The organism is Kitasatospora sp. NPDC056446 (genome assembly GCF_042796115.1).
Lineage (GTDB): Bacteria > Actinomycetota > Actinomycetes > Streptomycetales > Streptomycetaceae > Kitasatospora.
The window spans coordinates 1-21,877 of sequence record NZ_JBHTRF010000056.1 but is presented as its reverse complement, the minus strand read 5'-3'; the positions used below and the strand labels follow the sequence as shown (position 1 = coordinate 21,877).

Sequence of the window (21,877 nt, the reverse complement as noted above, 5' to 3'; positions counted from 1 at the left end):
CGGAGGCGCGGATGAGCGCCGACCTCATCTCCCCGGCGGCGCAGCCCGTGCGGCGGGTGGCGCCGCCCTCCGACCCCTACCGCCCCTCCGCTCTCGGCGAGCGGGTCTTCGACGTCCGCTCGGGCCGCTGGGCCGCCTTCATGGGGTGGCAGCACGGCCGGGCCTTCCTGCGTCCCCCCGGCGGCGGCCTGGAGTGGGACACCGAGGCGCGTTGGATCACGAACTCCGAACAGTGAGATGCCCCATGAGCAGCATGATCGGCAAGATCACGGCAGAGGACCGTCGCATCGCGGCCGACGTCCTCGACGACCTCCAGGCCGTCCTGAGCGCGGCCGAGGTCAAGCTTCCGTCCCTCGGGATCGACTGGCGCTCGGTCAAGGAGACCGGCGTCCTCCTGATCGACCTGGGCGCGGCCCGGCCGGACGTCGTCGAACGGCTGGTCGTCGTCCTCCGCAGAGGTATGCGGCCGTAGCGGGCGCCGGCGCCATCGCGGTCGGCGGCCTGGTGCTCGCCGGAGCGGTCCTCCTCCTCGTTCCCGAGCGGGTGTCCGCCGCCGCGGCCGGGCTGGTCTTCGTCCTCGTCTTCCTCGCCGCCTCGACGGGCGGGTTCGCCTTCGCGGCCGGGTGGATGAGGGCGGGCACGTAGCGGCGCGGGCTTCGAGCACCCTCGAAGCCCGCGCAAGAACCGCTGCGCCCCGAAGTCGGTTTTCCTCAGACGCCGTTGAGGGCGTAGCTGCGGAAGGTCGCGATGAGCGGCAGCACCTCGGTCTTGCTGGGGTCCTCGGTGACGGCCCTCATCGCGTCGATCACCGTATGGGCGATGATCTTGGTGACGCCGAGGTCGTCGCCGGCGGCCACCGTGCCCCAGGCCTTGAGGGTCTGCGTCAGCAGGGCACTCATCCTGGCCCCGATGTTGGAGCTGACCGCGTCGGAGATCTCGGCGATCTCCTCGTCGCTCATGCTCGAACGCAGGCCGAAGGCGAGCGCCATCAGGGTGTCCATGGCGTGCTCGCCGTACGCGGCGACCAGCGCCGGCAGCGGCTGTTCGTCGGCACTGCCCGTCGCCAGGGCGGACAGTGCCTCGTCGTCGTTGTTCCATGCCGCCTCCAGGGCGGCCAAGGCCCGCAGGGCCTCGTCCACGGTCAGCCCGTCTGTCATGGAAGGAACGGTATTGAGCCGGTAGCGCCCGTACCCATGGTTCGGGCGCAGAGATCACCCCTTCGAGCGAAGCCGGGCCTATTCGGCCCGATGGGCGTGCGCGAAGTGCTCCGCGTTCCACGTCCCGCCCAGCTCGGGCGCCAGCGAGGCGACGGCCAGGGCGGCGAAGTCCCCGGCGGTGCCCGCGCGTTCCGGCAGGGCGCCGAGCAGCGGGGCGCCGGCGGAGCGGGGGAGGTCGGCGAGGTTGCAGCGCTCGGCGAGGCCGGGGGCGGCGGGCCAGGAGCCGATGAGGACGCCGGCGAGCGGCAGCCGCCGCGCCGCCAGGGCCTCGGCGGTGAGGGAGACGATGTTGAGGGTGCCCAGACCGGCGGAGGCCACCAGCAGCACCTCGGCCGGGAGCCCGGCGTCGAGCACGGCCCGGGCCTGGTCGGCGAGGGTGCGGCCCTCGTCGTCGTAGCGGACCAGCAGCCCGCCCGCGCCCTCGACCAGCACCAGGTCGTGGCCGGCGGCGAGCGCGGCGACCTCGGCCACCACCTCGGCGGGGGAGAGGTACGGCATCCCGGCCCGCCGGGCGGCGGTGTCGGGGGCCAGCGGCTCGGGGTAGCGGACCAGCTCATGGTACGTCAGTTCGCCTGCCAGGCGCCGCACTTCGTGCGCGTCGCCCGGCTCACCGGGGGTGACGCCGGTCTGTCCCGGCTTGAGCACCGCGACGGTGCGCCCGGCCCGGAGCGCCGCCGAGGCGACGGCCGCGGTGGCGACGGTCTTCCCGACGTCGGTGTTGGTCCCGGTCACGAAGAGGATGCGCGCGCCCCTACCGGCCGCCGCCGCGCTGCCGCCACCGCCCGCGGCGACCGCGTCGCCCGCGCTCATGCCGCCACCGCCGCGGCGGTCACGGCGGCGGCGATCCGTGCCACGTCCCGGTCCTCCGTCACATAGGGGGGCATCGTGTAGATCAGGTCCCGGAAGGGGCGCAGCCAGACGCCTTCCCGGGCGGCCGCCTCGGTCGCCGCCGGGACGTCCACCGGGTGGTCCAACTGCACGACGCCGATGGCGCCCTGGACCCGCACGTCGCGCACGCCCGGTACGTCCGCCGCGGCGGCGAGGCCGTCCCGCAGGCCGCCCTCGATGCGCTTGACCTCCACCGCCCAGTCCTGTCCGAGCAGCAGGTCCAGCGAGGCGTTGGCGGCCGCGCAGGCCAGCGGGTTGCCCATGAAGGTCGGGCCGTGGGCGAGCACCGGCATCTCGCCGCGGCTGATCCCGTCGGCGACCTCGCCGGTGCACAGCGCGGCGGCCAGGGTCAGGTAGCCGCCGGTGAGGGCCTTGCCGAGGCACATCACGTCCGGGGAAACGCCCGCGTGGTCGGCGGCGAACAGGGCGCCGCTGCGGCCGAATCCGGTGGCGATCTCGTCGAAGACGAGCAACACGCCGTGCCGGTCGCAGAGTTCGCGCAGCATCCGCAGGTACGCGGGGGAGTGGAACCGCATGCCGCCCGCGCCCTGGACGACCGGTTCGACGATGACGGCGGCCAGCTCGTCGGCGTGACGCTCCATCAACTCCTCGAACCGGGCCGCGTACTCGGGGTCGAGCGGGGCGTCGAACCCGGCCGGCGGCTGCGGGGCGAACAGCTGCCCGGGCAGCACCCCGCCCCACAGGTGGTGCATCCCGCCGTCCGGGTCGCAGACCGACATCGGGTGGAAGGTGTCGCCGTGGTAGCCGCCGCGCCAGGTCAGCAGCCGGCGCTTCTGCGGCCGCCCGGTCGACTGCCAGTACTGGAGGCACATCTTCATCGCGACCTCGACCGCGACCGAGCCCGAGTCGGCCAGGAAGACGTGCTGCAGCGGCTCCGGCGTGATCTCGACCAGCCGGGCCGCCAGCCGGACGGCGGGCTCGTGGGTGAGCCCGCCGAACATGACGTGGCTCATCCGCCCCAGCTGCTCGCGGACGGCCTCGTCGAGCACCGGGTGCCGGTAGCCGTGGATCGCCGCCCACCAGGACGACATCCCGTCGACCAGTTCGCGCTGCCCGCCCGCGACCGGTTCGGCCAGGCGCAGCCGTACGCCCGAGGCGGACTCCACCACGTACGGGGTGACGGTGCCGGGCATCGGCCCGTACGGGTGCCAGACGTGGGCGCGGTCGAGGGTGAGCAGCGTGTCCGCGGACAGCGGGGGCATGGTGAGGTATCTCCGGCGTGGTTCCAGGCGGGCGGGGGCGGCCCGAAGGGTCAGGCGTTGGGCGCGAGTTCGGTGCCGGCGCCGCGGCGGCGGACCTTGACCAGGTCGCTGCGCAGGCCGTCGTCGTCCGAGCCCTCCGGGGCGGCGGCCTCCGGGGTGGCGGCCTCCGGGGTGGCCTCCGGGGCGGCCTCGGGGACGGCGGCATCCGGAGCGGAGTGCGCGTGCCCGCCGCACGGGCCGCAGCCGCCGCCGCTTCCGCAGCCGGAGGCGGCGGTGCCGCAGGCCGAGGCGGTGCTGCCGCAGCCGCCCGCGTGGGCGGCCTCGGCGACGTCCGCGCGGTGGCGGGGCAGGGTCGCCTCGCCGGCGCCCTCGACCTCGAAGCCGGCGTCCTTGATCATGTCGAGGTCGGTCTGCCCGGCCTGGCCCTCGCTGGTCAGGTAGTCGCCGAGGAAGATGGAGTTGGCGACGTGCAGGCCGAGCGGCTGCATCGAGCGCAGGTGCACCTCGCGGCCGCCGGCGATCCGCACCTCGGTGTCCGGGTTGACGAAGCGGACCATCGACAGGATGCGCAGGCAGCGCTGCGGGGTGAGGTTCCACTCCTTGGCGAGCGGGGTGCCCTCGAACGGGATCAGGAAGTTGACCGGGACGGAGTCCGAGCCCAGCTCGCGCAGCGCGAACACCACGTCGACCAGGTCCTCGTCGGTCTCGCCCATGCCCGCGATCAGGCCGGAGCAGGCGGACAGGCCGGCGCCGTGCGCCTTCTGCACCGTGTCCACGCGGTCCGCGTAGGTGTGGGTCTTGGTGATGGTCCCGTAGGTGTTCTCGGAGGTGTTGAGGTTGTGGTTGTAGGCGTCGGCGCCGGCCGCCTTGAGCCGCTCCGCCTGGTTGTCCGACAGCAGGCCGAGGCAGACGCAGATCTCGACCGCCGGGTCGGCCTCCTTGATGGCGGCCATGGTGTCGGTGACCCGGTCGATGTCCCGGTCCGTCGGGCCGCGCCCGCTGGCGACCAGGCAGACCCGCTTGGCGCCGCCGGCCACCCCGGCGCGGGCGGCGTCGGCGGCCTGGTCCGGCTTGAGCCAGGTGTACTTGAGGATCTCGGCCTTGGACCCGAGCCGCTGCGAGCAGTACGAGCAGTCCTCGGGGCAGAGCCCGCTCTTCAGGTTCACCAGGTAGTTGAGCTTGACCCGGCGGCCGAACCAGCGGCGGCGCACCTTTCCGGCCGCGGCGACCACGTCGAGCAGCTCGTCGTCGGTGGTGGCGAGGACGGCCAGGGCCTCCTCGCGGGTCGGGACTTCGCCGCGCAGGCCCTTGGCGGTGAGGGTATCGAGCAGATCCATGGGGCCGATCCTGCCTGGTGGCGATCGAGCGGCGCCAGAGCAAACCCGCCAGAAGATCGGTGTGAGGATGTGCCGATTGCCACAGTGTCGAAGGTCACGGCTCCGTCGCTGGTCACGAGCTTGACGCGGAGCCGGAGCAGAGATTACCGACGAGTAGCGAACGGCCCGTCCGGACGGCGGGCGGACCGTGATCGACAACCCCCGACCCCGTGACCCACGCCACGCCCGGGTTGCTTAGAATCTCCGCCATGACCACGCAGGGGGAGCGCACCCCGACTCCGGGAGAGGGCCAGGAAGGCCGGGCAGGGCAGCGGACCGGCGAGGGGGCCGGCATCGGCGAGGGGACCGGCCGCAGACCGGGCCGACGACCGGGCGGCCGTCGCACGGCGGGCTGGATCGTCATGGTCGGCGTGGTCGTGGCCGGCGGATGGATCATCACCAGGCCGATGCCCGGCGACTACATACCCGGGCTCGGCCCGTCCACCAAGGACTCGGCCGGCACCCCGCCGGTGGTCGGCACCCCGCCGCCGCGCACCGACCCCGAAGGCCTCAACGTCGACAACTACTTCCCCGCCCAGCGGGTGGTCGAGGCGGCCGGCTACAAGGCGCGGCGCAACGGCGTCCGACAGGGCGAGAACTGCGCCGAGACGCTCCAGGACCGCGCCCAGGACCCCCTGAAGGACAGCGGCTGCCAGGCCTACCTGACCGTCAGCTTCAGCGGCCAGGACCGCCCCGTCCTCAGCAGCGTCACCCTGCTGCGCTTCGCCGACCAGGCCGCCGCCGCCAGGGCCGCCGAGGCCCTGCGGGCCAAGCCCGGCGCGGTCGCCTTCATCCTCGCGGACGCCACCACCGCCCCGGCGCTGCCCGCCGCCGGCGGGAAGCAGGGCGGCGAACCTCGGGTCGAGGCCGTCGGGCACTACGTGACGGTCACCAGCTCGCGGATCGGCGACGGCCGCTCGGCGGCCCCCACCCCGACCGGCACGGGCGCCCCCACCACCCCGGCCCCGGCCTCGACGCCGACCGGCACGGCGCCCAGCGCCGAGCAGAGCCTGGACGAGGCCACCCGCGCGATCTCGTACGTGGCGGGCTCGCCGTTCGTCTGGATGTGACGGGATCCGTCCGTGTGGACGGGGGGCTCCTGCGGGAACGCCGCCCGAGCGCGGACGCCGGCGTACGAGCGCTGACGCGTGAACGCCGACGCACGAGCGCTGACGCGTGAATGCTGACCCGTGAAAGCTGACCAGTGAACGCCCGAGGGGGCCCGGCAACGCCGGGCCCCCTCAACGCGATTGACGAGCCGTCAGACGGCTCCGGCGGTGCCGCCCTCAGCCGCCGAGCCGGTCCACCGCGGTCACCCGCAGCACGGCCCGGCCCTCCTCGTCCGAGCCGTACAGGTCGACCTCGGCGCTGATGCCCCAGTCGTGGTCGCCCTCCGGGTCGTCGAAGATCTGCCGGACCCGCCAGGAGGAGTCCTCCTCCTCGATGATCAGCATCTTCGGGCCGCGCGCGTTCGGGCCGGTGCCGAGGTCGTCGTACTCCTCCCAGTACCCGTCCATGGCGTCCGCCCAGCGGTCCGCGTCCCAGCCGTACTCGCCGTCCAGCTCCGCGAGGTCCTCGTAGTGCTCCAGCGCGCACAGCTCGACCCGGCGGAACATCTCGTTGCGGACGAGCACCCGGAAGGCGCGCGCGTTCGCGGTGACCGGCGCCGGCTTGTCGTCCAGCCGGACCTCCAGGGTGGCCGGCTCGCTCGGGTTGGCCAACTGCTCCCACTCGTCCAGCAGGCTGGAGTCGACCTGGCGGACCAGCTCGCCGAGCCAGGCGATCACGTCCTTGAGGTCGTCCGTCTTCACGTCCTCCGGGACGGTCTGCTCCAGCGCCTTGAACGCGCCGGCCAGGTAGCGCAGCACGATGCCCTCGGTACGCGCCAGCTCGTAGAAGCCGACGTAGTCCGAGAAGGTCATCGCCCGCTCGTACAGGTCGCGGACCACGGACTTCGGCTGGAGCTGGTGGTCGCCGATCCACGGGTGCGCCCGGCGGTACACCTCGTAGGCGTGGGTGAGCAGCTCCTCCAGCGGCTTCGGGTAGGTGATGTCCTGGAGCCGCTCCATCCGCTCCTCGTACTCGATGCCGTCCCGCTTCATCTCGCCGATCGCCTCGCCGCGCGCCTTGTTCTGCTGGGCGGCGAGGATCTGGCGCGGGTCGTCGAGCGTCGCCTCGACGACGGAGATCACGTCCATCGCGAACGTGGGCGAGGTCGGGTCGAGGAGTTCGAAGGCCGCCAGCGCGAACGTGGACAGCGGCTGGTTGAGCGCGAAGTTCTCCTGGAGGTCCAGGGTGAGCCGGACAATCCGGCCCTCGGCGTCCGGCTCCGGCAGCCGCTCCACCACGCCGCCCTCCAGCAGCGAGCGGTAGATGGCGATCGCGGTGCGGATGTGCCGGCGCTGCGCCGGCCGGTCCTCGTGGTTGTCGGTGAGCAGCTTGCGCATCGCCTCGAAGGCGTTGCCCGGGCGGCCGATCACCGACAGCAGCATCGCGTGGCTCACCTTGAACCGGGAGACCAGCGGCTCCGGGTCGGCGCCGATCAGCCGGTCGAAGGTCTCCTCGGTCCAGCCGACAAAGCCCTCCGGCGCCTTCTTGCGCACCACCTTGCGCTTCTTCTTCGGGTCGTCCCCGGCCTTGGCGATCGCCTTGTCGTTCTCGATCACGTGCTCCGGCGCCTGCGCCACCACCTGGCCGACGGTGTCGAAGCCCGCCCGCCCGGCGCGGCCGGCGATCTGGTGGAACTCACGGGCCCGCAGGATCCGCACCCGCTGGCCGTCGTACTTCGACAGCGCGGTGAACAGCACCGTGCGGATCGGCACATTGACGCCGACGCCGAGCGTGTCGGTACCGCAGATCACCTTCAACAGGCCCGCCTGGGCGAGGCGTTCGACCAGACGGCGGTACTTCGGCAGCATCCCGGCGTGGTGCACGCCGATGCCGTGGCGCACGAAGCGGGACAGGTTGCGGCCGAACTTGGTGGTGAAGCGGAAGCCGCCGATCAGGTCGGAGATGGCCTCCTTCTCCGCCTTCGAGCACATGTTGATGCTCATCAGCGACTGCGCCCGCTCCACCGCCTCCTTCTGGGTGAAGTGCACGACGTAGACCGGCGCCTGGCCGGTCTGCAGCAGCTCCTCCAGGGTGTCGTGCATGGTGGTGCGGCGGTACTCGTAGAACAGCGGCACCGGGCGGGTCGCGTTGCGCACCACGGTGGTCGGACGGCCCGTCCGGCGGGTCAGGTCCTCCTCGAAACGGCGGACGTCGCCGAGCGTCGCCGACATCAGCAGGAACTGCGCCTGCGGCAGCTCCAGCAGCGGGACCTGCCAGGCCCAGCCGCGGTCCGGCTCCGCGTAGAAGTGGAACTCGTCCATGACCACCTGGCCGATGTCCGCCCGGGTGCCGTCGCGCAGCGCGATCTGCGCCAGCACCTCGGCGGTGCAGCAGATGATCGGCGCGGTCGGGTTCACACTCGCGTCGCCGGTCATCATGCCGACCTGCTCGGTGCCGAACATCTTCACCAGGTCGAAGAACTTCTCCGACACCAGGGCCTTGATCGGCGCCGTGTAGAAGGTCCGCTTCCCCTCCGCCAGCGCCGCGAAGTGCGCCCCGGCCGCCACCAGGCTCTTCCCCGAGCCGGTCGGCGTCGCCAGGATCACGTTGTTCCCCGAGACCAGCTCGATCAGCGCTTCCTCCTGCGCCGGGTACAGCGTGATCCCCCGCTCCTCCGTCCAGGCGGCGAACGTCTCGTACAGCGCGTCGGGCGTGGCGGGCTTCGGCATCAGATCAAGGAGGGTCACCCGGCTATCTTGCCTGCTCGCCGCCACCCCGGGCAAAGCCCGGGCATCAGGAAGGGACGCGGGGGGCGGCAACGGGCAGCTGCGCGGTGTTACGGCACTCGTAGGCGGTCGCGGCGGCGCGACCGACCTTGAGGGCGATGTCGGCGTATGCCTGGCGGACCCTTGCGGGGGACGTACCGTCCACGACGTCGCCGGTGACCCGCACGTCGAAGTACTGGGGAGCGGGCCGGCCGTAGTCGGACCTCATCTCGAAGTCGCACCGCACGTAGAGCCGGGCCGTCTGTCGCCGGTTCTCGTCGGAGACCCCGACCCAGCCCACGGCACCGGCCCCGAGGTCCAGTGGGGTCACCTTTCCGGCTCTTGCGTCCTCTGCGCGGTCCGCATCGATTCCGGCCCAGGCGGGCTTGATGTCGATGTCGAGGAGGTACCCCTTCTCCCGCCACACGATGCAGGAGCTGCGGGTGGAGGCGTTCTCCGACTTCGTGGGAGTCGCGATGTGCTCACTGGGGACAGGCTCACGAACCGTCCCGTCCGGCCCGGCGATCGGCTTAAGGTCGTCCTTGCCCAGAACGGACCAGCAAGCGTGTTCCGGCAGCGTTACCGACTGCCACGGCTTCCACACCAAGAGCCCGCCGCCCACGACTGCGGCCACCGCGAGGGCGACGGCGGCGTGCCAGGGCCGGACCGGGGACGGGCGGCGGGGCGGATCGTCGGGGGAGGGCGGGATGATGTGGGCGACGTCAACCATGGTTCACGGTCCTACTCCTTCGGGAGATGAGTGTCGAAGGAGACCTTTCCGCTGGCGTAGCCGGTGTTCTCCTCCTGAGCGGCGCGGCGGGCCAGGTCGTTCACGTAGTTCGGGTCGACGCCCGCGTCGCGGCCGCCGTCCCGGACCGCGTTGACGATCGCCTGCTGCGTGTTCATCTCGGCCCTGTGCTTCGCCTCACCGGCCTCGACGCTCGCGGCGTCGCGGGTGTCCACCTTGTAGCCGTTCGCGACGTTGTCCATGATCTGGTTGGCCGCGGTGTCGATTCCCTCGCCGATTACCGGGGCCCGCTCCTTCAGCGCGTCCCCGGCGAACGACCAGAGCTGGCCCGCGAGTTCCCGCTTGGTGTCGATCGCGGCGTTGTACTCGGCGTCGCTGGCGGCGTGCTTGGTGTACACCTCGTCGATCATGGCACTGGTGATCAGGCCGTTGACCTGGCCGGCCGGCTTGGCGATGTTCTCGACCGCCACGGTCAGGTCCTTGTGCAGCTCGGGATGGGCGAAGACGTCCTGGATCTGGGCGGTGGTGTACGCCTGCTGCCCGGCGGCGATCGAGGCGTAGGCGTCGGGGTCGCGGCCAAGAGTGCCGACCAGCCGTTCGACCTTCGTCTGGTCGAAGAGGTGCGTTTTGGCGCCCGCCCCTTCGAGGGCGTCCTGGACGTCGCCGATGTAGTTGGCGGTCATGTGGCCGAGGCTGCCGTTGAGGTTCGAGAACAGTCCGCCGTTGATCAGGGCGGGGCCGCCCTCGTCGCCGAACCGGGTCACGACCTGCTGCATGACGCTGTTCATCTCGCTCGTGTGCGGAGGGAACTTGCCGTGCACGTCGTCGTACGCCCGCCCGGTGGTGGCGGCCTCCAGGGCGTGGCCGAGGGAGGTGACGTCGAAGGGGTCGGCGGTGCCGGGGTTCGGCCGGGGCGGGTACTGCTGGTCGAGCAGCAGGGAGCGGGAGCCGGGGTCGGTGAGCATCTTGAGGTAGGTGTTGTCGCCGCCGTGGCTCTTGACCGTGCCGTCCGGGTTGTAGGTCGTCGGCGCGTCGTGGAAGAACCTCGTGGCCGCCTCGGGGCTGTGCCCGAGCGCGTCCAGGACGGCGGACATCGGGTTGATGCCCCGGACGTTGCCGTCCTTGTCGGGCACGCCGATGAACTTGAGCTCGGTGAAGGGGTAGGCCGCCTTGGTGGCCGCGTCCCAGCGCATCGGGTTCTCGTTGGTGAGCTGGGTGACGTGCTCGGCGATCGGGTCGAGGAAGTGCGGATCGTACTTCCCGCTGCGCAGCACGTTGCCGAGGATCTGGTAGCCGTACGGGCTGTGCGCCGGGTCGGCGCCCGGGGGGACGGGGATCTGTTTGGCGCCGGCGGCGCGCAGCTTGGTCTCCCAGTCGTCGGAGACGTGCGGCTGCTGCTTCGGGTCGGTCGCGGTGGCGAGGGTGAGGCCGAGGCCGTCCTGGATGTCCTTGACCGCGACGGTGCGGGCCGTGCTGCCGGCGTAGTCGGCGCTCTGTGCCATCGCGCCGTACTGCGCCAGGAAGGTCTGCGGGTCCTGGTTGCCGTAGAAGGAGGCGGCGAAGCGCGGGTCGGTGCTGTGGCGCTGGAGCAGGTTCCGGAGGTTGGCGAGCTCCGCGTCGCTGGCCTTGCCGCCGAGGCTGAGGATGTGCCTGGCCTCCTTGGCCTCCTCCTCGGGGAGGCCGCCGACCGGGTTGGCGTTGAACACGGTGCCGTCGCTGCCGGTGTCGTTGCCCAGTGCGTTGGTGGCGGCGAGGTCCGCGTCGGTGGCGCGGGTGAGGGCGTCGCCGATGGCCTTGGCGGTGGTCTCGGCCTTGGCCTGCCAGCTCTTGGCGTACTCGGCGTCGCGCTTGTCCTCCTGGGTGGCCGGAGGGGGCCAGTGCACCGCGCCCTCGCCGTCGACGGTGAGGCCGTCGGCGGTGGCGTTGCGTACGGCGGTGTCGAGGTCGGTCTTCGCGGCGGTGAACTCGTGGTGGGCGTCGCGGAGGGTCTTGGCGATGGCCGACGCCTCCTCGAAGGCGGCGTGGATCTGGTCGCGGGCCCAGGTGAGCTTGGCGGTGGCGAGGCCGGCCGTGTCGCCGTGCCAGCCGGACTGCCGGACGGTGCCGATGACCTCGTTCTGCATCCGCTGGGTGAGGTCCCACGTGCGGACCAGGTTCTCGAAGTCGTTCGCCGCCGAGTCGAGGCTGCCGAGGTCGACCTGCCTGAGCTGGCTGAACGTCACCATGATCGTCGTTGCCTTCCTGCTCGCGCGGCTGTCAGGACTTGGTGTTCGGCTGTGCGAACCCGGCCTGGATGTCCGTCTCGGTCTTGGCGTAGCCCTGGGCGGTGGTCTGCAGGTTGGTGCCGATGTCGCCGACGGTGCTCCGGAGGCCGTCGGCCTGGCTGGTCCACGTCGTCCAGAACGCGGGGAGCACCGTGCCGAGGGCCCAGCCTTTGAGCGCGCCGGCCGCCGCGCTGATGTGGTCCCCGGGCTGGGCGCACTCGGTCTTGACGGCGTCCCGCAGCGCGAAGGCGTTCTGTGCCGCCTGCTGGAGCACCCCCGGGTTCACCGCGACGGTCTTGCCGCCGCCCGGGGTGTCCAGCGAGACCGGGGCGTTGTTGGCTCCCGCCAGGTCCGGGAACTGCTTCTTCGCCGCTTCGGTCAGGTTGCCGTTGCCGTCGAAGAGCCACGGATTCATCCGGCGCTCGAATTCCAGGTCGGTCATGTGTACTTCCCCCCGTGCTCGTAACATCGGGGAGGGTAGTAGGAATCGAACGTGGATAGGAAATCACGTGAACTGATGGAAATGTTATGGTTAAATTCAGGTAAACAGTAAGTATCCGGTGCCGCTGAACATGTGCCGATCAGCACGTTGCCCGACGCGCGGTGGCATGCCAGAGTGCCGGGCATGAGCCACCCCCTCGCCTCCGAACCGCGCCCCGCCGTCCTCGCGCCCGAGACCGTCTTCGACTGGCTCGACGAGACCGCCGCGCTGCGTGCCGACGCCGGGCTGACGCGGACGCTGCGCAGCCGGCCGGCCGAGGACCCGGTGCTCGACCTCGCCGGGAACGACTACCTGGGGCTGACCAGGCACCCCGTGGTGACGCGGGCCGCGGCGGACGCCGCGTTGCGCTGGGGCGGCGGGGCGACGGGCTCGCGCCTGGTGACCGGGACGACTGCGCTGCACACCGAACTGGAACGCGAGCTCGCCGAGTTCTGCGGCGCCGAGGCGGCCCTGGTGTTCTCCTCCGGGTACACCGCCAACCTCGCCGCGCTCACCGCGCTCACCGACCCGGACACCCTGATCGTGTCCGACGCCTACAACCACGCCTCGCTGATCGACGGCTGCCGGCTCTCCCGCGCCGACGTCCACCGCGCCCCGCACGCCGACCCGGCCGCCGTCGCCGAGGCGCTCGCCGGGCGCAGCCGGCGGCGGGCCCTGGTCGTCACCGACTCGGTGTTCTCCGTGGACGGCGACGCCGCCCCGCTGCCCGCCCTGTCCGAGGCCGCCCGCGCCCACGGCGCCGCCCTCCTGGTGGACGACGCGCACGGGCTCGGAGTGCTCGGCCCCGGCGGCACCGGCGCGCTCACGGCCGCCGGACTCGCCGGGCGGCCCGACACCGTCGCCACCATGACGCTCTCCAAGTCGCTCGGCTCCCAGGGCGGCGCCGTCGTCGGCCCCCGCCGGGTGATCCGCCACCTCACCGAGACCGCCCGCACCTTCATCTTCGACACCGGCCTCGCCCCCGCCGCCGCCGGTGCCGCCCTCGCCGCGCTGCGCCTGCTGCGCGCCGAACCGGCCCGCGCCGAGCGCGCCCGCGAGGTGGCCCGCACCCTCGCCCGGCAGCTCACCGCCGCCGGCCTGCACGCCTGCGAGCCGGACGCCGCCGTGGTCTCCGTCCGCGCCCCGGGCCCGGAGGCCGCCGTCGCCTGGGCCGCCGACTGCCGGCGTGCGGGCCTCGCCGTCGGCTGCTTCAGGCCCCCGTCCGTGCCGGACGGCATCTCCCGGCTGCGGCTGACCGCCCGGGGGGACCTGACCGACGGGCAGATCGCCGACGCGGTGCGCACCATCGCCGGACTCGCCCCGGCGGGCGGGTACATGGCGGGTCGCACGGCCACCGGAGGGTAGGGCGCGCTCTTGTCCGGGCGGGGAGAGGCCGGAGGCCGTCGGTGCACGGAGAACGCGCCCTGCCGCCGACCGGTCCGGGCTCGAACGGAGTCAGTCGGACCGGTCGACGGGAGAACGCTCCGATGAACCCGACACGCCGCACGCTCGTCCCGGCACTCGGCGCCGCGCTGCTGGTGACCGCCGCCGCCCCGGGCGCATTCCCGGGCGCCGCCCCCGTCGTCGCGCGCTACGGCTGCCCCACCACCAGCAGCGCCTCCGCGCCGACCGGGCGGTAGCCCGCCGCCTGGAAGGCGCGGACGCTGGGGGCGTTGCCCGGAGCCTGCTGGGCCCAGACGGCCTCGCCCGCCGGGACGAGGTGGCGGGCGGCGGTGGCGAGGGCGCGGCCGAGGCCCCGGCCCTGGGCGTGCGGGTCGACTTCGACGGCGCACTCCCAGCGGCCGGCCACGCCCCGGCCGAGGATCAGGACGCCCCCGTCGGCGGTGAACACCCGGACGTCCTCGCGGTAGCGCAGCGCCCGGACCACCCGGGGGTGCTCGCGGTCCAGGACCTCGCTCGTCGGCAGCGGCGGCTCACCCGGCAGGCGGTCGGCGACCGACAGCAGGTCGATGTTGTTGACGGTCCGGCCGGTGCGCTCGGCGAAGGCGGTCAGGAACGGCGGGCAGAGCGGCGCGGACAGCGGGTCGCCGGGCGCGGCGGCGAGCGTCCGGTGCACCCATTCCGGGTCCTCGTCGGTGAAGACGACCGCGTGCGCGGCGAAGGCCACCACCCCGGCCTCGCGCGGGTCCGGCTGCGGCACCACCGTCACCGAGCCGTCCGGGGGCGGGAATTCACCGTTCGCCGCCCCCGTCATGAACTCCGCCAGCTTCCGCACGCCCCACCCCTTGATCGGTCCGTTCGACGGGCACCAGCCTATGCCGAACGCCGGGCGGTGCTCCGGTGGTTCGGGGTCGAGCCAGGCAGTAGTGTGCGAGATCGTTCGGGGGATTCCGCAGGGCGTGGACGTGCGGACGAAGTGTCGCGCCCACCGGGCGGGTCCGGCCCCCGGACGGAGCCAGTCGGACCGGTCGATGGGAGAACGCCCTGATGAATTCGATACGCCGTACGCTCGTTCCGGCACTCGGTGCCGCGCTGCTGGTGGCCGTCGCCGCCCCGACCGCGAGCGCGGACGACTCCCCTCGGGGGTCGGGCCCGCGGGTGGGGATGCTGGTGAACGTGTTCAGCGGGAAGTGTCTGGAGGTCCCCGCCCTCAACAACGACGACGGCGCCCCGGCGCAGCAGTGGGACTGCGACGGCGGGGACAACCAGCTGTGGGAGTTCGACTCCGGGAGCCCCGGCACGATCGTCAACGTGCAGAGCGGGAAGTGCCTGGAGGTCGCCGACTGGGGGATGGAAATGGGCGACCCCATCCGGCAGTGGGACTGCCAGGGCGGGGCCAACCAGACGTGGAGCTTCGACAACTCCTGGCAGACCCCGGGCTTGGAGATCCTCAACCGGAACAGCTTCCGGGCGATGGAGATCCCGGGCTGGAGCTGGGAGAACGGCACCCAGGCGGGCCACTGGTCCTGGACCGCAGACCCCAAGCAGCAGTGGAAGGTCGTCACGCCCTGACACGTCGCCGCTGATGTGCCGCCCCTGGCACGTCATCCCTGATACGCCACCCCCGGCCCGCCACCGCCGTCGCCGACCCGCCGTCGCCGACCCGCCGTACCCCGGCGCGTCGCGGCGGCGGTGCTACGTCCTGCGAGCCCGGCTCGGCTGGACCCGGGGCGGCTCGCCCGCGGCCTTGGGGTGGTCGGGCGGGTAGGGGAGTTCGCCCAGGCCCTCGTCGTGGAGCTGCTTGGCGTAGAGCTCCAGCAGGCCCTCCAGGCGGAACGCCTCGCCCTCCATCTCCGCGTTGAGGTCGCCGAGTTCGGCGAAGCGGGCGGGCAGGGTGCGCAGGTCGAAGTCCTCCGGCGCGGCGTCGTCCAGCTCCTCCCAGCGCAGCGGGGCGGAGGCGGTGGCGCGGGGCCGGGCGCGCAGCGAGTAGGCGGAGGCGATGGTGCGGTCGCGGGCCATCTGGTTGTAGTCGACGAAGATCCGCTCGCCGCGCTCCTCCTTCCACCAGGCGGTGGTGACCTGCCCGGGCATCCGCTGCTCCAGGACCCGGCCGAGGGCGATCACCGCGTGCCGTCCGTCGGTGAAGGTCCACTCGGGCACCAGCGGCACGTACACGTGCAGGCCGCGCCCGCCGGAGGACTTGGGCCAGCCGCGCAGCCCGTACTCGGCGAGCAGGGCGCGCAGTTCGTGGGCGGCGCGGACGGCGTCGTGGAAGTCGGTGCCGGGCTGCGGGTCGAGGTCGATGCGCAGCTCGTCGACGTGGTCGGTGTCGGCGCGCCGCACCGGCCAGGGGTGGAAGGTGAGGCAGCCCAGGTTGGCCGCCCACAGCACGGCGGCGGGCTCGGTGGGGCAGATCTCGTCGGCGGAGCGGCCGCTGGGGAACTCGATCCGGGCGGTGGGCAGCCACTCCGGCAGGCCCTTGGGGGCGCGCTTCTGGTAGAAGAACTCGCCGTCGACGCCGTCGGGGAAGCGCTGCAGCGTGGTCGGACGGTCGCGCAGGGCGCGCAGCACCCCGTCGGCGACCGCCAGGTAGTACTGCGCGACGTCCAGCTTGGTGAAGCCGCGCTCGGGGTAGTACACCTTGTCCGGGTTCGACAGCCGGACGGTGCGCCCGGCGACTTCCAGTTCCACGGCTGAGCCCATGTCCTTCACGCTAAGCGCGTCCGGCCCGCCGCGCGCCCCGGGACGGACCCGCCGCCGCCCCAGGGCGGACCCGCCGCGCGCCCCGGGGGCGAACCCGCCGAGCGCCCCGGGGCGAACCGGGCGAGGATCGGACGCATGGACCTGCCCGTGATGCCGCCGGTGGCGCCGATGCTCGCCAAGTCCGTGGCCCGGATCCCGCCCGGCATGCAGTACGAGGCCAAGTGGGACGGCTTCCGCGCCATCGTGTTCCGGGACGGCGCCGAGGTGGAGCTCGGCAGCCGCACCGGCAAGCCGCTGACCAGGTACTTCCCGGAGCTGGTGGAGGCCCTGCGGCGGGAGCTGCCGCCGCGCTGCGTGCTGGACGGGGAGGTGGTGATCGCCCGGGACGGCCGGCTGCGCTTCGAGGAACTGCTGGAGCGCATCCACCCGGCCGCGAGCCGGGTGAAGCTGCTCGCCGAGCGCACCCCGGCCTCCTTCGTCGCCTTCGACCTGCTCGCGCTCGGTGACGCCTCCCTGCTGGACCGGCCGCTGTCGGAGCGCCGCCCGGCCCTGGAGGCCGCGCTCGCCGGCGCCGCCGACCCGGTGTTCACCGCCCCCGCCTCCACCGACCGGGACGTCGCCCAGACCTGGTTCGCCGAGTACGAGGGCGCCGGCCTGGACGGGATCGTCGCGAAGCCGCTGGACCAGCCGTACCGGCCGGGGGAGCGCACCATGTTCAAGATCAAGCACGAGCGCACCGCCGACTGCGTGGTGGCCGGCTACCGCGAGCACAAGAGCGGCCCGGTGGTCGGCTCGCTGCTGCTCGGCATCTTCGACCCCGGGGGCAGGCTCCAGCACGTCGGCGTCTGCGCGGCCTTCCCGATGGCCCGGCGCCGCGAACTCGCCGAGGAACTGGCCCCGTTGCGGATGGAGGACCTGGCCGCGCACCCCTGGGGCGCCTGGGCGGACGAGGCCGCGCACGCCGACGGCCGGCTGCCCGGCGCGGTCAGCCGCTGGACCGGCGGCAAGGACCTGTCCTGGATCGCGCTGCGCCCCGAGCGGGTGGTGGAGGTCGCGTACGACCACATGGAGGGCACCCGCTTCCGGCACACCGCGCAGTTCCGCCGCTGGCGGCCGGACCGCACGCCGGAGAGCTGCACCTACGCGCAGCTGGAGGAGCCGGTCTCGTACGACCTGTCCCGGGTGCTCGGAATCTGACGGAGCGTCATGGAGAAGGGGCCCGAACCGGATCGACGGTTCGGGCCCCTGATGTCCTTGCCGGTCCGGCTCAGGCCCGCACGGAGGAGGGCGAGTTGCCGGCGGAGGCGGATGCCGATCCGGAAGGAGACCCGGATGCCGAGCCGGAAGCGGACCCGGACGGAGACCCGGACGCCGAGCCCGGCGCCGAGGGGGCGGCCGTCTGCGGCGGGATCGAGTAGACGTTCCGCGGCGAGAGGATCTTGGTGATCGCGTTCGCGAACAGCGAGGACGGTTCCGAACCCTGGTACAGCACATCGGTGTTGAGCAGCATCACCAGCGTGCTCCGGGCGTCCGGCAGGTACACCGCCACGCTCTCGTAGCCCGGCATCGAGCCGTTGTGCCCGATCCACCCGTTGTTGTTGAAGAGCCCGAAGCCGTACGTGACGCCGGGGTCGCCGGTCGGCAGGGTCTTCAACCGCTCCGCCTGGGTGGCCGGTTGGACGAGGGCGCCGGTGGCCATGGTCTTGGCCCAGCTCTCCAGGTCGGCGAGGGTGGTGATGACGGCCCCGGCGGTCCAGGCCCAGGACGGGTTCCAGTCGGTGGCGTCCTCGACGGCCCCGGTGGGCGTCTGGTTGGTGTAGCCGTGCGAGTGCGGGTCGGGGATGGTCGCGTCGACGGGGAAGCTGGTCTTGGCCAGTGACGCCGGGGTGAACACCTGGTCGGTGAGGAACGTGCCGGCCGGCTGGCCGCCGACCTTCTCGATCAGCTTGCCCAGGATGATGTAGTTGCTGTTGTTGTACTGGAACCGCTCGCCGGGCTGGAACACGGCCGGGTGCTTGTACCCGTAGGCGAGCAACTGGTCCGGGGTGAACACGTGGTTGGGGTCGCCGATCAGCGTGTTCACGAAGTCCGGGTCGGAGCTGTACGGGAACAGGCCGCTGCGCATGTCGCCGAGCTGGCGGACGGTGATCCCGTCGCCGCCGGGGACGCCGTCCACGTACTTGGAGATCGGGTCGTCCAGGCCGACCTTGCCCTGGTCCACCAGCCGCAGCACGCCGGTCGCGGTGAAGGTCTTGCTCTCGCTGCCGATCCGCGAGTACAGCCCGGGGTCCATCGCCGCCCCGGTGGCCTTGTCGGCGACGCCGAAGGACTTCTGGTAGGTCCCGTCGGGCGTGATGATCCCGACCGAGATGCCGGGGACGGAGGTCTGGCCCATCACCTGCTGGATCGTGGAGTCCAGCCGGGAGGTGACGTCCGTGGTGAGCGGCACCACCGCGCCCGACGACGCGCTCGCAGAGGAGGAGGAAGAGGACGTGGCGGACGGGCTGAGCGCGGCGGGCTCGGCGGCGACCGCCGGGCCGCCGGCCGGCTGGGCGGGCTTGGAGTCGCCGGAGCAGGCCGCGGTGGCGAGCAGCCCGGTGAGGGCCAGGGCGGCGGCGGCCGCGCGGCCGGCCGAGCGGGCGGCCGAACGGGTTGCGGCCGGTCGGGGCCGTCGGGTCTTGGTCATGTGGCGGGAGCGCCTCTCTGGGGCGGACGGCCCCTTGGCGAAGGCCCCGGAGCGCGCCGCCCCCGCGAGGCCGGGGCGCTGCTCCACGGGGCCGTGGGGGAGCGCCGCCACCGTAAGCACCGCCGCCGTCGGGGCGCGCGCGGGTCGGCCCGCGGCTGATCCGAACGGGCCCGGCGTCAGCCGAGTGCCCCGCCCGGCTGGCGGCCCGCTGTCAAGCACCCCCGGCCAGGTGCCCCGGCCAAGTGCCCCGGAATGTCCGTCGGTTGGTGTCGCGGACGGCGCCCCGCGCTCGGCCGAAGGAGTGAGCACCGGCACGCCGCGCCCGCCGCCGGCCGCTGCTCGGGCACGATCGTTCAGCCCAGCTGTGGCCGCCCTTAAGAATTCCTCGATGGACCGCACCCGCCCCGACCAGGCAGATTTCTGCCTGCCCGGAGTGCGCCCGTCAGGAGCGCCGAACCGGGCCGCCTCGGCCTGCCCGACCCTCGCAGGCCGTCCCACCCGCACGTCAGGAGCCGTCGCCCGTGAAGGCACTCGTCAAGCAGAAGGCCGAGCCCGGCCTCTGGATGATCGACGTCCCGAAGCCCGAGATCGGCCCCGGCGAGGTGCTGATCAAGGTGCTGCGGACCGGCATCTGCGGCACCGACCTGCACATCCGCAAGTGGGACGGCTGGGCGCAGCAGAGCATCAAGACGCCGCTGGTCCTCGGCCACGAGTTCGTCGGCGAGGTCGCCGAGCTCGGCGCGGGCGTCTCGGACATCGCGATCGGCGACCTGGTCAGCGGCGAGGGCCACCTGGTCTGCGGCAAGTGCCGCAACTGCCTGGCCGGCCGCCGCCACCTGTGCCGCAACACCGTCGGCCTGGGCGTCAACCGCGACGGCGCCTTCGCCGAGTACGTGGCGCTGCCCGCCTCCAACGTCTGGGTGCACCGGGTGCCGGTCGACCTGGACGTGGCCGCGATCTTCGACCCGTTCGGCAACGCCGTGCACACCGCGCTGTCCTTCCCGCTGGTCGGCGAGGACGTGCTGGTCACCGGCGCCGGCCCGATCGGCATCATGGCCGCCGCCGTCGCCAAGCACGCCGGCGCCCGCAACGTGATGATCACCGACGTCTCCCCGTACCGGCTGGACCTGGCCCGCGAGGTCGGTGTGACGCTGGCGCTGAACGTCGCCGAGCACACCATCGAGGAGGGCCAGCAGAAGCTGGGCCTGCGCGAGGGCTTCGACGTCGGCCTGGAGATGTCCGGCCGCCCCGAGGCGATGCAGTCGATGATCGCCAACATGACGCACGGCGGGAAGATCGCCATGCTCGGCCTGCCCGCCGAGCAGTTCCCGGTGGACTGGGCCTCGATCGTCACCTCGATGATCACCATCAAGGGCATCTACGGCCGCGAGATGTTCGAGACCTGGTACGCGATGTCCGTGCTGCTGGAGGGCGGACTGGACCTCAGCCCGGTGATCACCGGCCGGTACGCCGCCGACGACTTCACCGCCGCGTTCGACGACGCCGCGAGCGGCAACTGCGGCAAGATCATCCTCGACTGGACCGCCTGAGCCAGTCCGCCCGAGCAGCCCCGGCCACCCGCCTGAGCAGCCCCGGCCACCTCGCCCGAGCCACCCCGGTCACCCGCCCGAGCCACCCCGCCGACGCCAAAGGAGCCTGCCGTGTTCGACAACGTGCGCGCCGACATCGCCACCACCCTCGACGAGATCCGCGAGGCCGGCCTGTTCAAGCCCGAGCGGGTGATCGGGACCCCGCAGAGCGCCGCGGTCACCGTCACCGGTGGCGGCAGGCCCGGCGAGGTGCTGAACTTCTGCGCCAACAACTACCTCGGCCTGGCCGACCACCCCGAGGTGCTCGCCGCCGCCAAGGACGCCCTGGACCGCTGGGGCTACGGCATGGCCTCGGTCCGCTTCATCTGCGGCACCCAGGACGTGCACAAGGAGCTGGAGGACCGCCTCTCGGCGTTCCTCGGCCAGGAGGACACGATCCTCTACTCCTCCTGCTTCGACGCCAACGGCGGTGTCTTCGAGACCCTGCTGGACGACCGCGACGCCGTCATCTCCGACGCGCTCAACCACGCCAGCATCATCGACGGCATCCGGCTCAGCAAGGCCCGCCGCCACCGCTACGCCAACCGCGACATGGCCGACCTGGAGAAGCAGCTCCAGGACTCCCAGGACGCCCGCCGCCGCCTGATCGTCACCGACGGCGTCTTCTCGATGGACGGCTACGTCGCCCCGCTGCGGGAGATCTGCGACCTGGCCGACCGCTACGACGCGATGGTCATGGTCGACGACTCGCACGCCGTCGGCTTCGTCGGCGCGGGCGGGCGCGGCACCCCCGAACTGCACGGCGTGATGGACCGCGTGGACATCATCACCGGCACCCTCGGCAAGGCCCTCGGCGGCGCCTCCGGCGGCTACGTCGCCGCCCGCCGGGAGATCGTCGCGCTGCTGCGCCAGCGCTCCCGCCCGTACCTGTTCTCCAACTCGCTGGCCCCGGTGATCGCGGCCGCCTCGCTGAAGGTGCTCGACCTGGTCGAGCAGTCCAACGAGCTGCGCGAGCGGCTCGCGGCCAACACCGCGCTGTTCCGCACGAAGATGACCGAGGCCGGGTTCGAGATCCTGCCCGGCGACCACGCGATCGCTCCGGTCATGATCGGCGACGCGGCGAAGGCGGGCCGGCTCGCCGAACTGCTGCTGGAGCGCGGGGTGTACGTGATCGGCTTCTCCTACCCGGTGGTGCCGCACGGCAAGGCCCGGATCCGGGTGCAGCTGTCCGCGGCGCACTCCACCGAGGACGTCGAGCGCGCCATCGCGGCCTTCGTCGACGCGCGCGCCGCGCTGGGCGAGTAGCACCCGCCCCCTCGGGGGCCGGGCCCGGCAGGGGCCCGCACCGACTGCCCGTGGGCCGGACCGCTCGGAACCGGACCGGCCCACGGGCTCACCAGCCCGCACGGGCTCCGCGGCCCTCGGGCCGAGCAGCCCGCACGGGCTCATGAACTGCCGTGGGGGGGGGGGGGGTCGGGGGCCCGCCCCCCCCCCCCCCCCCACCCCCCCACCCCCCCCCCCCCCC

At 72.9% G+C, this 21,877-nt stretch carries 21 protein-coding genes; 10 read left to right on the top strand and 11 right to left on the bottom strand.

Features of this window, described 5'->3' with window-relative positions; all coding sequences use genetic code 11:
• Positions 1 to 11 precede the first annotated feature (11 nt).
• The 3 genes from ACFQ6N_RS28555 to ACFQ6N_RS28545 are packed head-to-tail and all read left to right on the top strand — an operon-like array spanning position 12 to position 645.
• Complete coding sequence (locus ACFQ6N_RS28555; protein ID WP_380654920.1) at positions 12 to 236, top strand: hypothetical protein; 225 nt, start codon at positions 12 to 14, stop codon at positions 234 to 236.
• A gap of 8 nt (positions 237 to 244) precedes the next feature.
• Complete coding sequence (locus ACFQ6N_RS28550) at positions 245 to 472, top strand: hypothetical protein (RefSeq protein ID WP_380654917.1); 228 nt, start codon at positions 245 to 247, stop codon at positions 470 to 472.
• A gap of 32 nt (positions 473 to 504) precedes the next feature.
• Positions 505 to 645 carry a hypothetical protein gene (locus ACFQ6N_RS28545; RefSeq protein ID WP_380654915.1) on the top strand — a complete coding sequence of 47 codons (141 nt, stop codon included), beginning with the start codon at positions 505 to 507 and terminating at the stop codon, positions 643 to 645.
• A gap of 65 nt (positions 646 to 710) precedes the next feature.
• Here the strand turns inward: ACFQ6N_RS28545 and ACFQ6N_RS28540 are convergent, their stop codons facing one another.
• The 4 genes from ACFQ6N_RS28540 to bioB all read right to left on the bottom strand — a co-directional run bounded on the left by ACFQ6N_RS28540 (position 711) and on the right by bioB (position 4,665).
• Complete coding sequence (locus ACFQ6N_RS28540) at positions 711 to 1,157, bottom strand: hypothetical protein (protein WP_380654912.1); 447 nt, start codon at positions 1,155 to 1,157, stop codon at positions 711 to 713.
• A gap of 78 nt (positions 1,158 to 1,235) precedes the next feature.
• A complete protein-coding gene (gene bioD / locus ACFQ6N_RS28535) occupies positions 1,236 to 2,027 on the bottom strand; it encodes a dethiobiotin synthase (protein WP_380654909.1) in 792 nt (263 codons plus the stop codon).
• Positions 2,024 to 3,328, bottom strand: a complete 1,305-nt coding sequence (locus ACFQ6N_RS28530) for an adenosylmethionine--8-amino-7-oxononanoate transaminase (protein WP_380654906.1) — start codon at positions 3,326 to 3,328, stop codon at positions 2,024 to 2,026. Before ACFQ6N_RS28530 ends, bioD begins: the two co-directional genes overlap by 4 nt.
• A 50-nt stretch (positions 3,329 to 3,378) precedes the next feature.
• Positions 3,379 to 4,665, bottom strand: coding sequence for a biotin synthase BioB (bioB, locus tag ACFQ6N_RS28525; protein WP_380654903.1), 1,287 nt, complete (start codon positions 4,663 to 4,665; stop codon positions 3,379 to 3,381).
• A gap of 248 nt (positions 4,666 to 4,913) precedes the next feature.
• Here bioB and ACFQ6N_RS28520 point away from each other — a divergent pair, with 248 nt between their 5' ends.
• The gene (locus ACFQ6N_RS28520; protein WP_380654901.1) at positions 4,914 to 5,774 is read left to right on the top strand and encodes a hypothetical protein; all 861 of its coding nucleotides are present in this window, start codon (positions 4,914 to 4,916) and stop codon (positions 5,772 to 5,774) included.
• 216 nt (positions 5,775 to 5,990) lie between these two features.
• On the opposite strand, the gene ACFQ6N_RS28515 is transcribed toward ACFQ6N_RS28520, so the two are convergent.
• The 4 genes from ACFQ6N_RS28515 to ACFQ6N_RS28500 all read right to left on the bottom strand — a co-directional run bounded on the left by ACFQ6N_RS28515 (position 5,991) and on the right by ACFQ6N_RS28500 (position 11,973).
• Positions 5,991 to 8,483, bottom strand: a complete 2,493-nt coding sequence (locus tag ACFQ6N_RS28515; protein ID WP_380654993.1) for a DEAD/DEAH box helicase — start codon at positions 8,481 to 8,483, stop codon at positions 5,991 to 5,993.
• Between the two features lie 64 nt (positions 8,484 to 8,547).
• Positions 8,548 to 9,249 carry a hypothetical protein gene (locus ACFQ6N_RS28510; protein WP_380654899.1) on the bottom strand — a complete coding sequence of 234 codons (702 nt, stop codon included), beginning with the start codon at positions 9,247 to 9,249 and terminating at the stop codon, positions 8,548 to 8,550.
• Between the two features lie 11 nt (positions 9,250 to 9,260).
• A complete protein-coding gene (locus ACFQ6N_RS28505; RefSeq protein WP_380654897.1) occupies positions 9,261 to 11,492 on the bottom strand; it encodes a hypothetical protein in 2,232 nt (743 codons plus the stop codon).
• Positions 11,493 to 11,523: 31 nt separating this feature from the next.
• Entirely contained in the window at positions 11,524 to 11,973 is a 450-nt protein-coding gene (locus ACFQ6N_RS28500; protein ID WP_380654894.1) for a WXG100 family type VII secretion target, read from the bottom strand.
• Positions 11,974 to 12,156: 183 nt separating this feature from the next.
• Between ACFQ6N_RS28500 and ACFQ6N_RS28495 the strand changes: the two genes are divergently transcribed.
• Both ACFQ6N_RS28495 and ACFQ6N_RS28490 read left to right on the top strand, forming a co-directional pair.
• Positions 12,157 to 13,377 carry an 8-amino-7-oxononanoate synthase gene (locus ACFQ6N_RS28495; protein ID WP_380654893.1) on the top strand — a complete coding sequence of 407 codons (1,221 nt, stop codon included), beginning with the start codon at positions 12,157 to 12,159 and terminating at the stop codon, positions 13,375 to 13,377.
• 122 nt (positions 13,378 to 13,499) lie between these two features.
• Positions 13,500 to 13,652, top strand: coding sequence for a hypothetical protein (locus tag ACFQ6N_RS28490; protein WP_380654890.1), 153 nt, complete (start codon positions 13,500 to 13,502; stop codon positions 13,650 to 13,652).
• Here the strand turns inward: ACFQ6N_RS28490 and ACFQ6N_RS28485 are convergent.
• Positions 13,604 to 14,227 carry a GNAT family N-acetyltransferase gene (locus tag ACFQ6N_RS28485; RefSeq protein WP_380654990.1) on the bottom strand — a complete coding sequence of 208 codons (624 nt, stop codon included), beginning with the start codon at positions 14,225 to 14,227 and terminating at the stop codon, positions 13,604 to 13,606. The two genes, ACFQ6N_RS28490 and ACFQ6N_RS28485, sit on opposite strands and share 49 nt — an antisense overlap.
• A 233-nt stretch (positions 14,228 to 14,460) precedes the next feature.
• On the opposite strand from ACFQ6N_RS28485, the gene ACFQ6N_RS28480 reads away from it, so the two are divergent.
• A complete protein-coding gene (locus ACFQ6N_RS28480) occupies positions 14,461 to 14,985 on the top strand; it encodes an RICIN domain-containing protein (protein ID WP_380654887.1) in 525 nt (174 codons plus the stop codon).
• A gap of 123 nt (positions 14,986 to 15,108) precedes the next feature.
• On the opposite strand, the gene ligD is transcribed toward ACFQ6N_RS28480, so the two are convergent.
• Positions 15,109 to 16,116, bottom strand: coding sequence for a non-homologous end-joining DNA ligase (gene ligD / locus ACFQ6N_RS28475; RefSeq protein ID WP_380654884.1), 1,008 nt, complete (start codon positions 16,114 to 16,116; stop codon positions 15,109 to 15,111).
• A gap of 135 nt (positions 16,117 to 16,251) precedes the next feature.
• On the opposite strand from ligD, the gene ACFQ6N_RS28470 reads away from it, so the two are divergent.
• Positions 16,252 to 17,313 (top strand): ATP-dependent DNA ligase, encoded by a 1,062-nt coding sequence (locus ACFQ6N_RS28470; RefSeq protein WP_380654882.1) that lies wholly within the window; start codon positions 16,252 to 16,254, stop codon positions 17,311 to 17,313.
• 70 nt (positions 17,314 to 17,383) lie between these two features.
• On the opposite strand, the gene ACFQ6N_RS28465 is transcribed toward ACFQ6N_RS28470, so the two are convergent.
• Positions 17,384 to 18,802 carry a serine hydrolase domain-containing protein gene (locus ACFQ6N_RS28465; RefSeq protein WP_380654879.1) on the bottom strand — a complete coding sequence of 473 codons (1,419 nt, stop codon included), beginning with the start codon at positions 18,800 to 18,802 and terminating at the stop codon, positions 17,384 to 17,386.
• Positions 18,803 to 19,323: 521 nt separating this feature from the next.
• On the opposite strand from ACFQ6N_RS28465, the gene tdh reads away from it, so the two are divergent.
• Both tdh and ACFQ6N_RS28455 read left to right on the top strand, forming a co-directional pair.
• Positions 19,324 to 20,352, top strand: coding sequence for an L-threonine 3-dehydrogenase (gene tdh, locus ACFQ6N_RS28460; protein WP_380654877.1), 1,029 nt, complete (start codon positions 19,324 to 19,326; stop codon positions 20,350 to 20,352).
• A 111-nt stretch (positions 20,353 to 20,463) separates the two neighbouring features.
• Positions 20,464 to 21,657: a glycine C-acetyltransferase gene (locus ACFQ6N_RS28455; protein WP_380654874.1), complete on the top strand. Its 1,194-nt coding sequence runs from the start codon at positions 20,464 to 20,466 to the stop codon at positions 21,655 to 21,657.
• Positions 21,658 to 21,877: the final 220 nt, after the last annotated feature.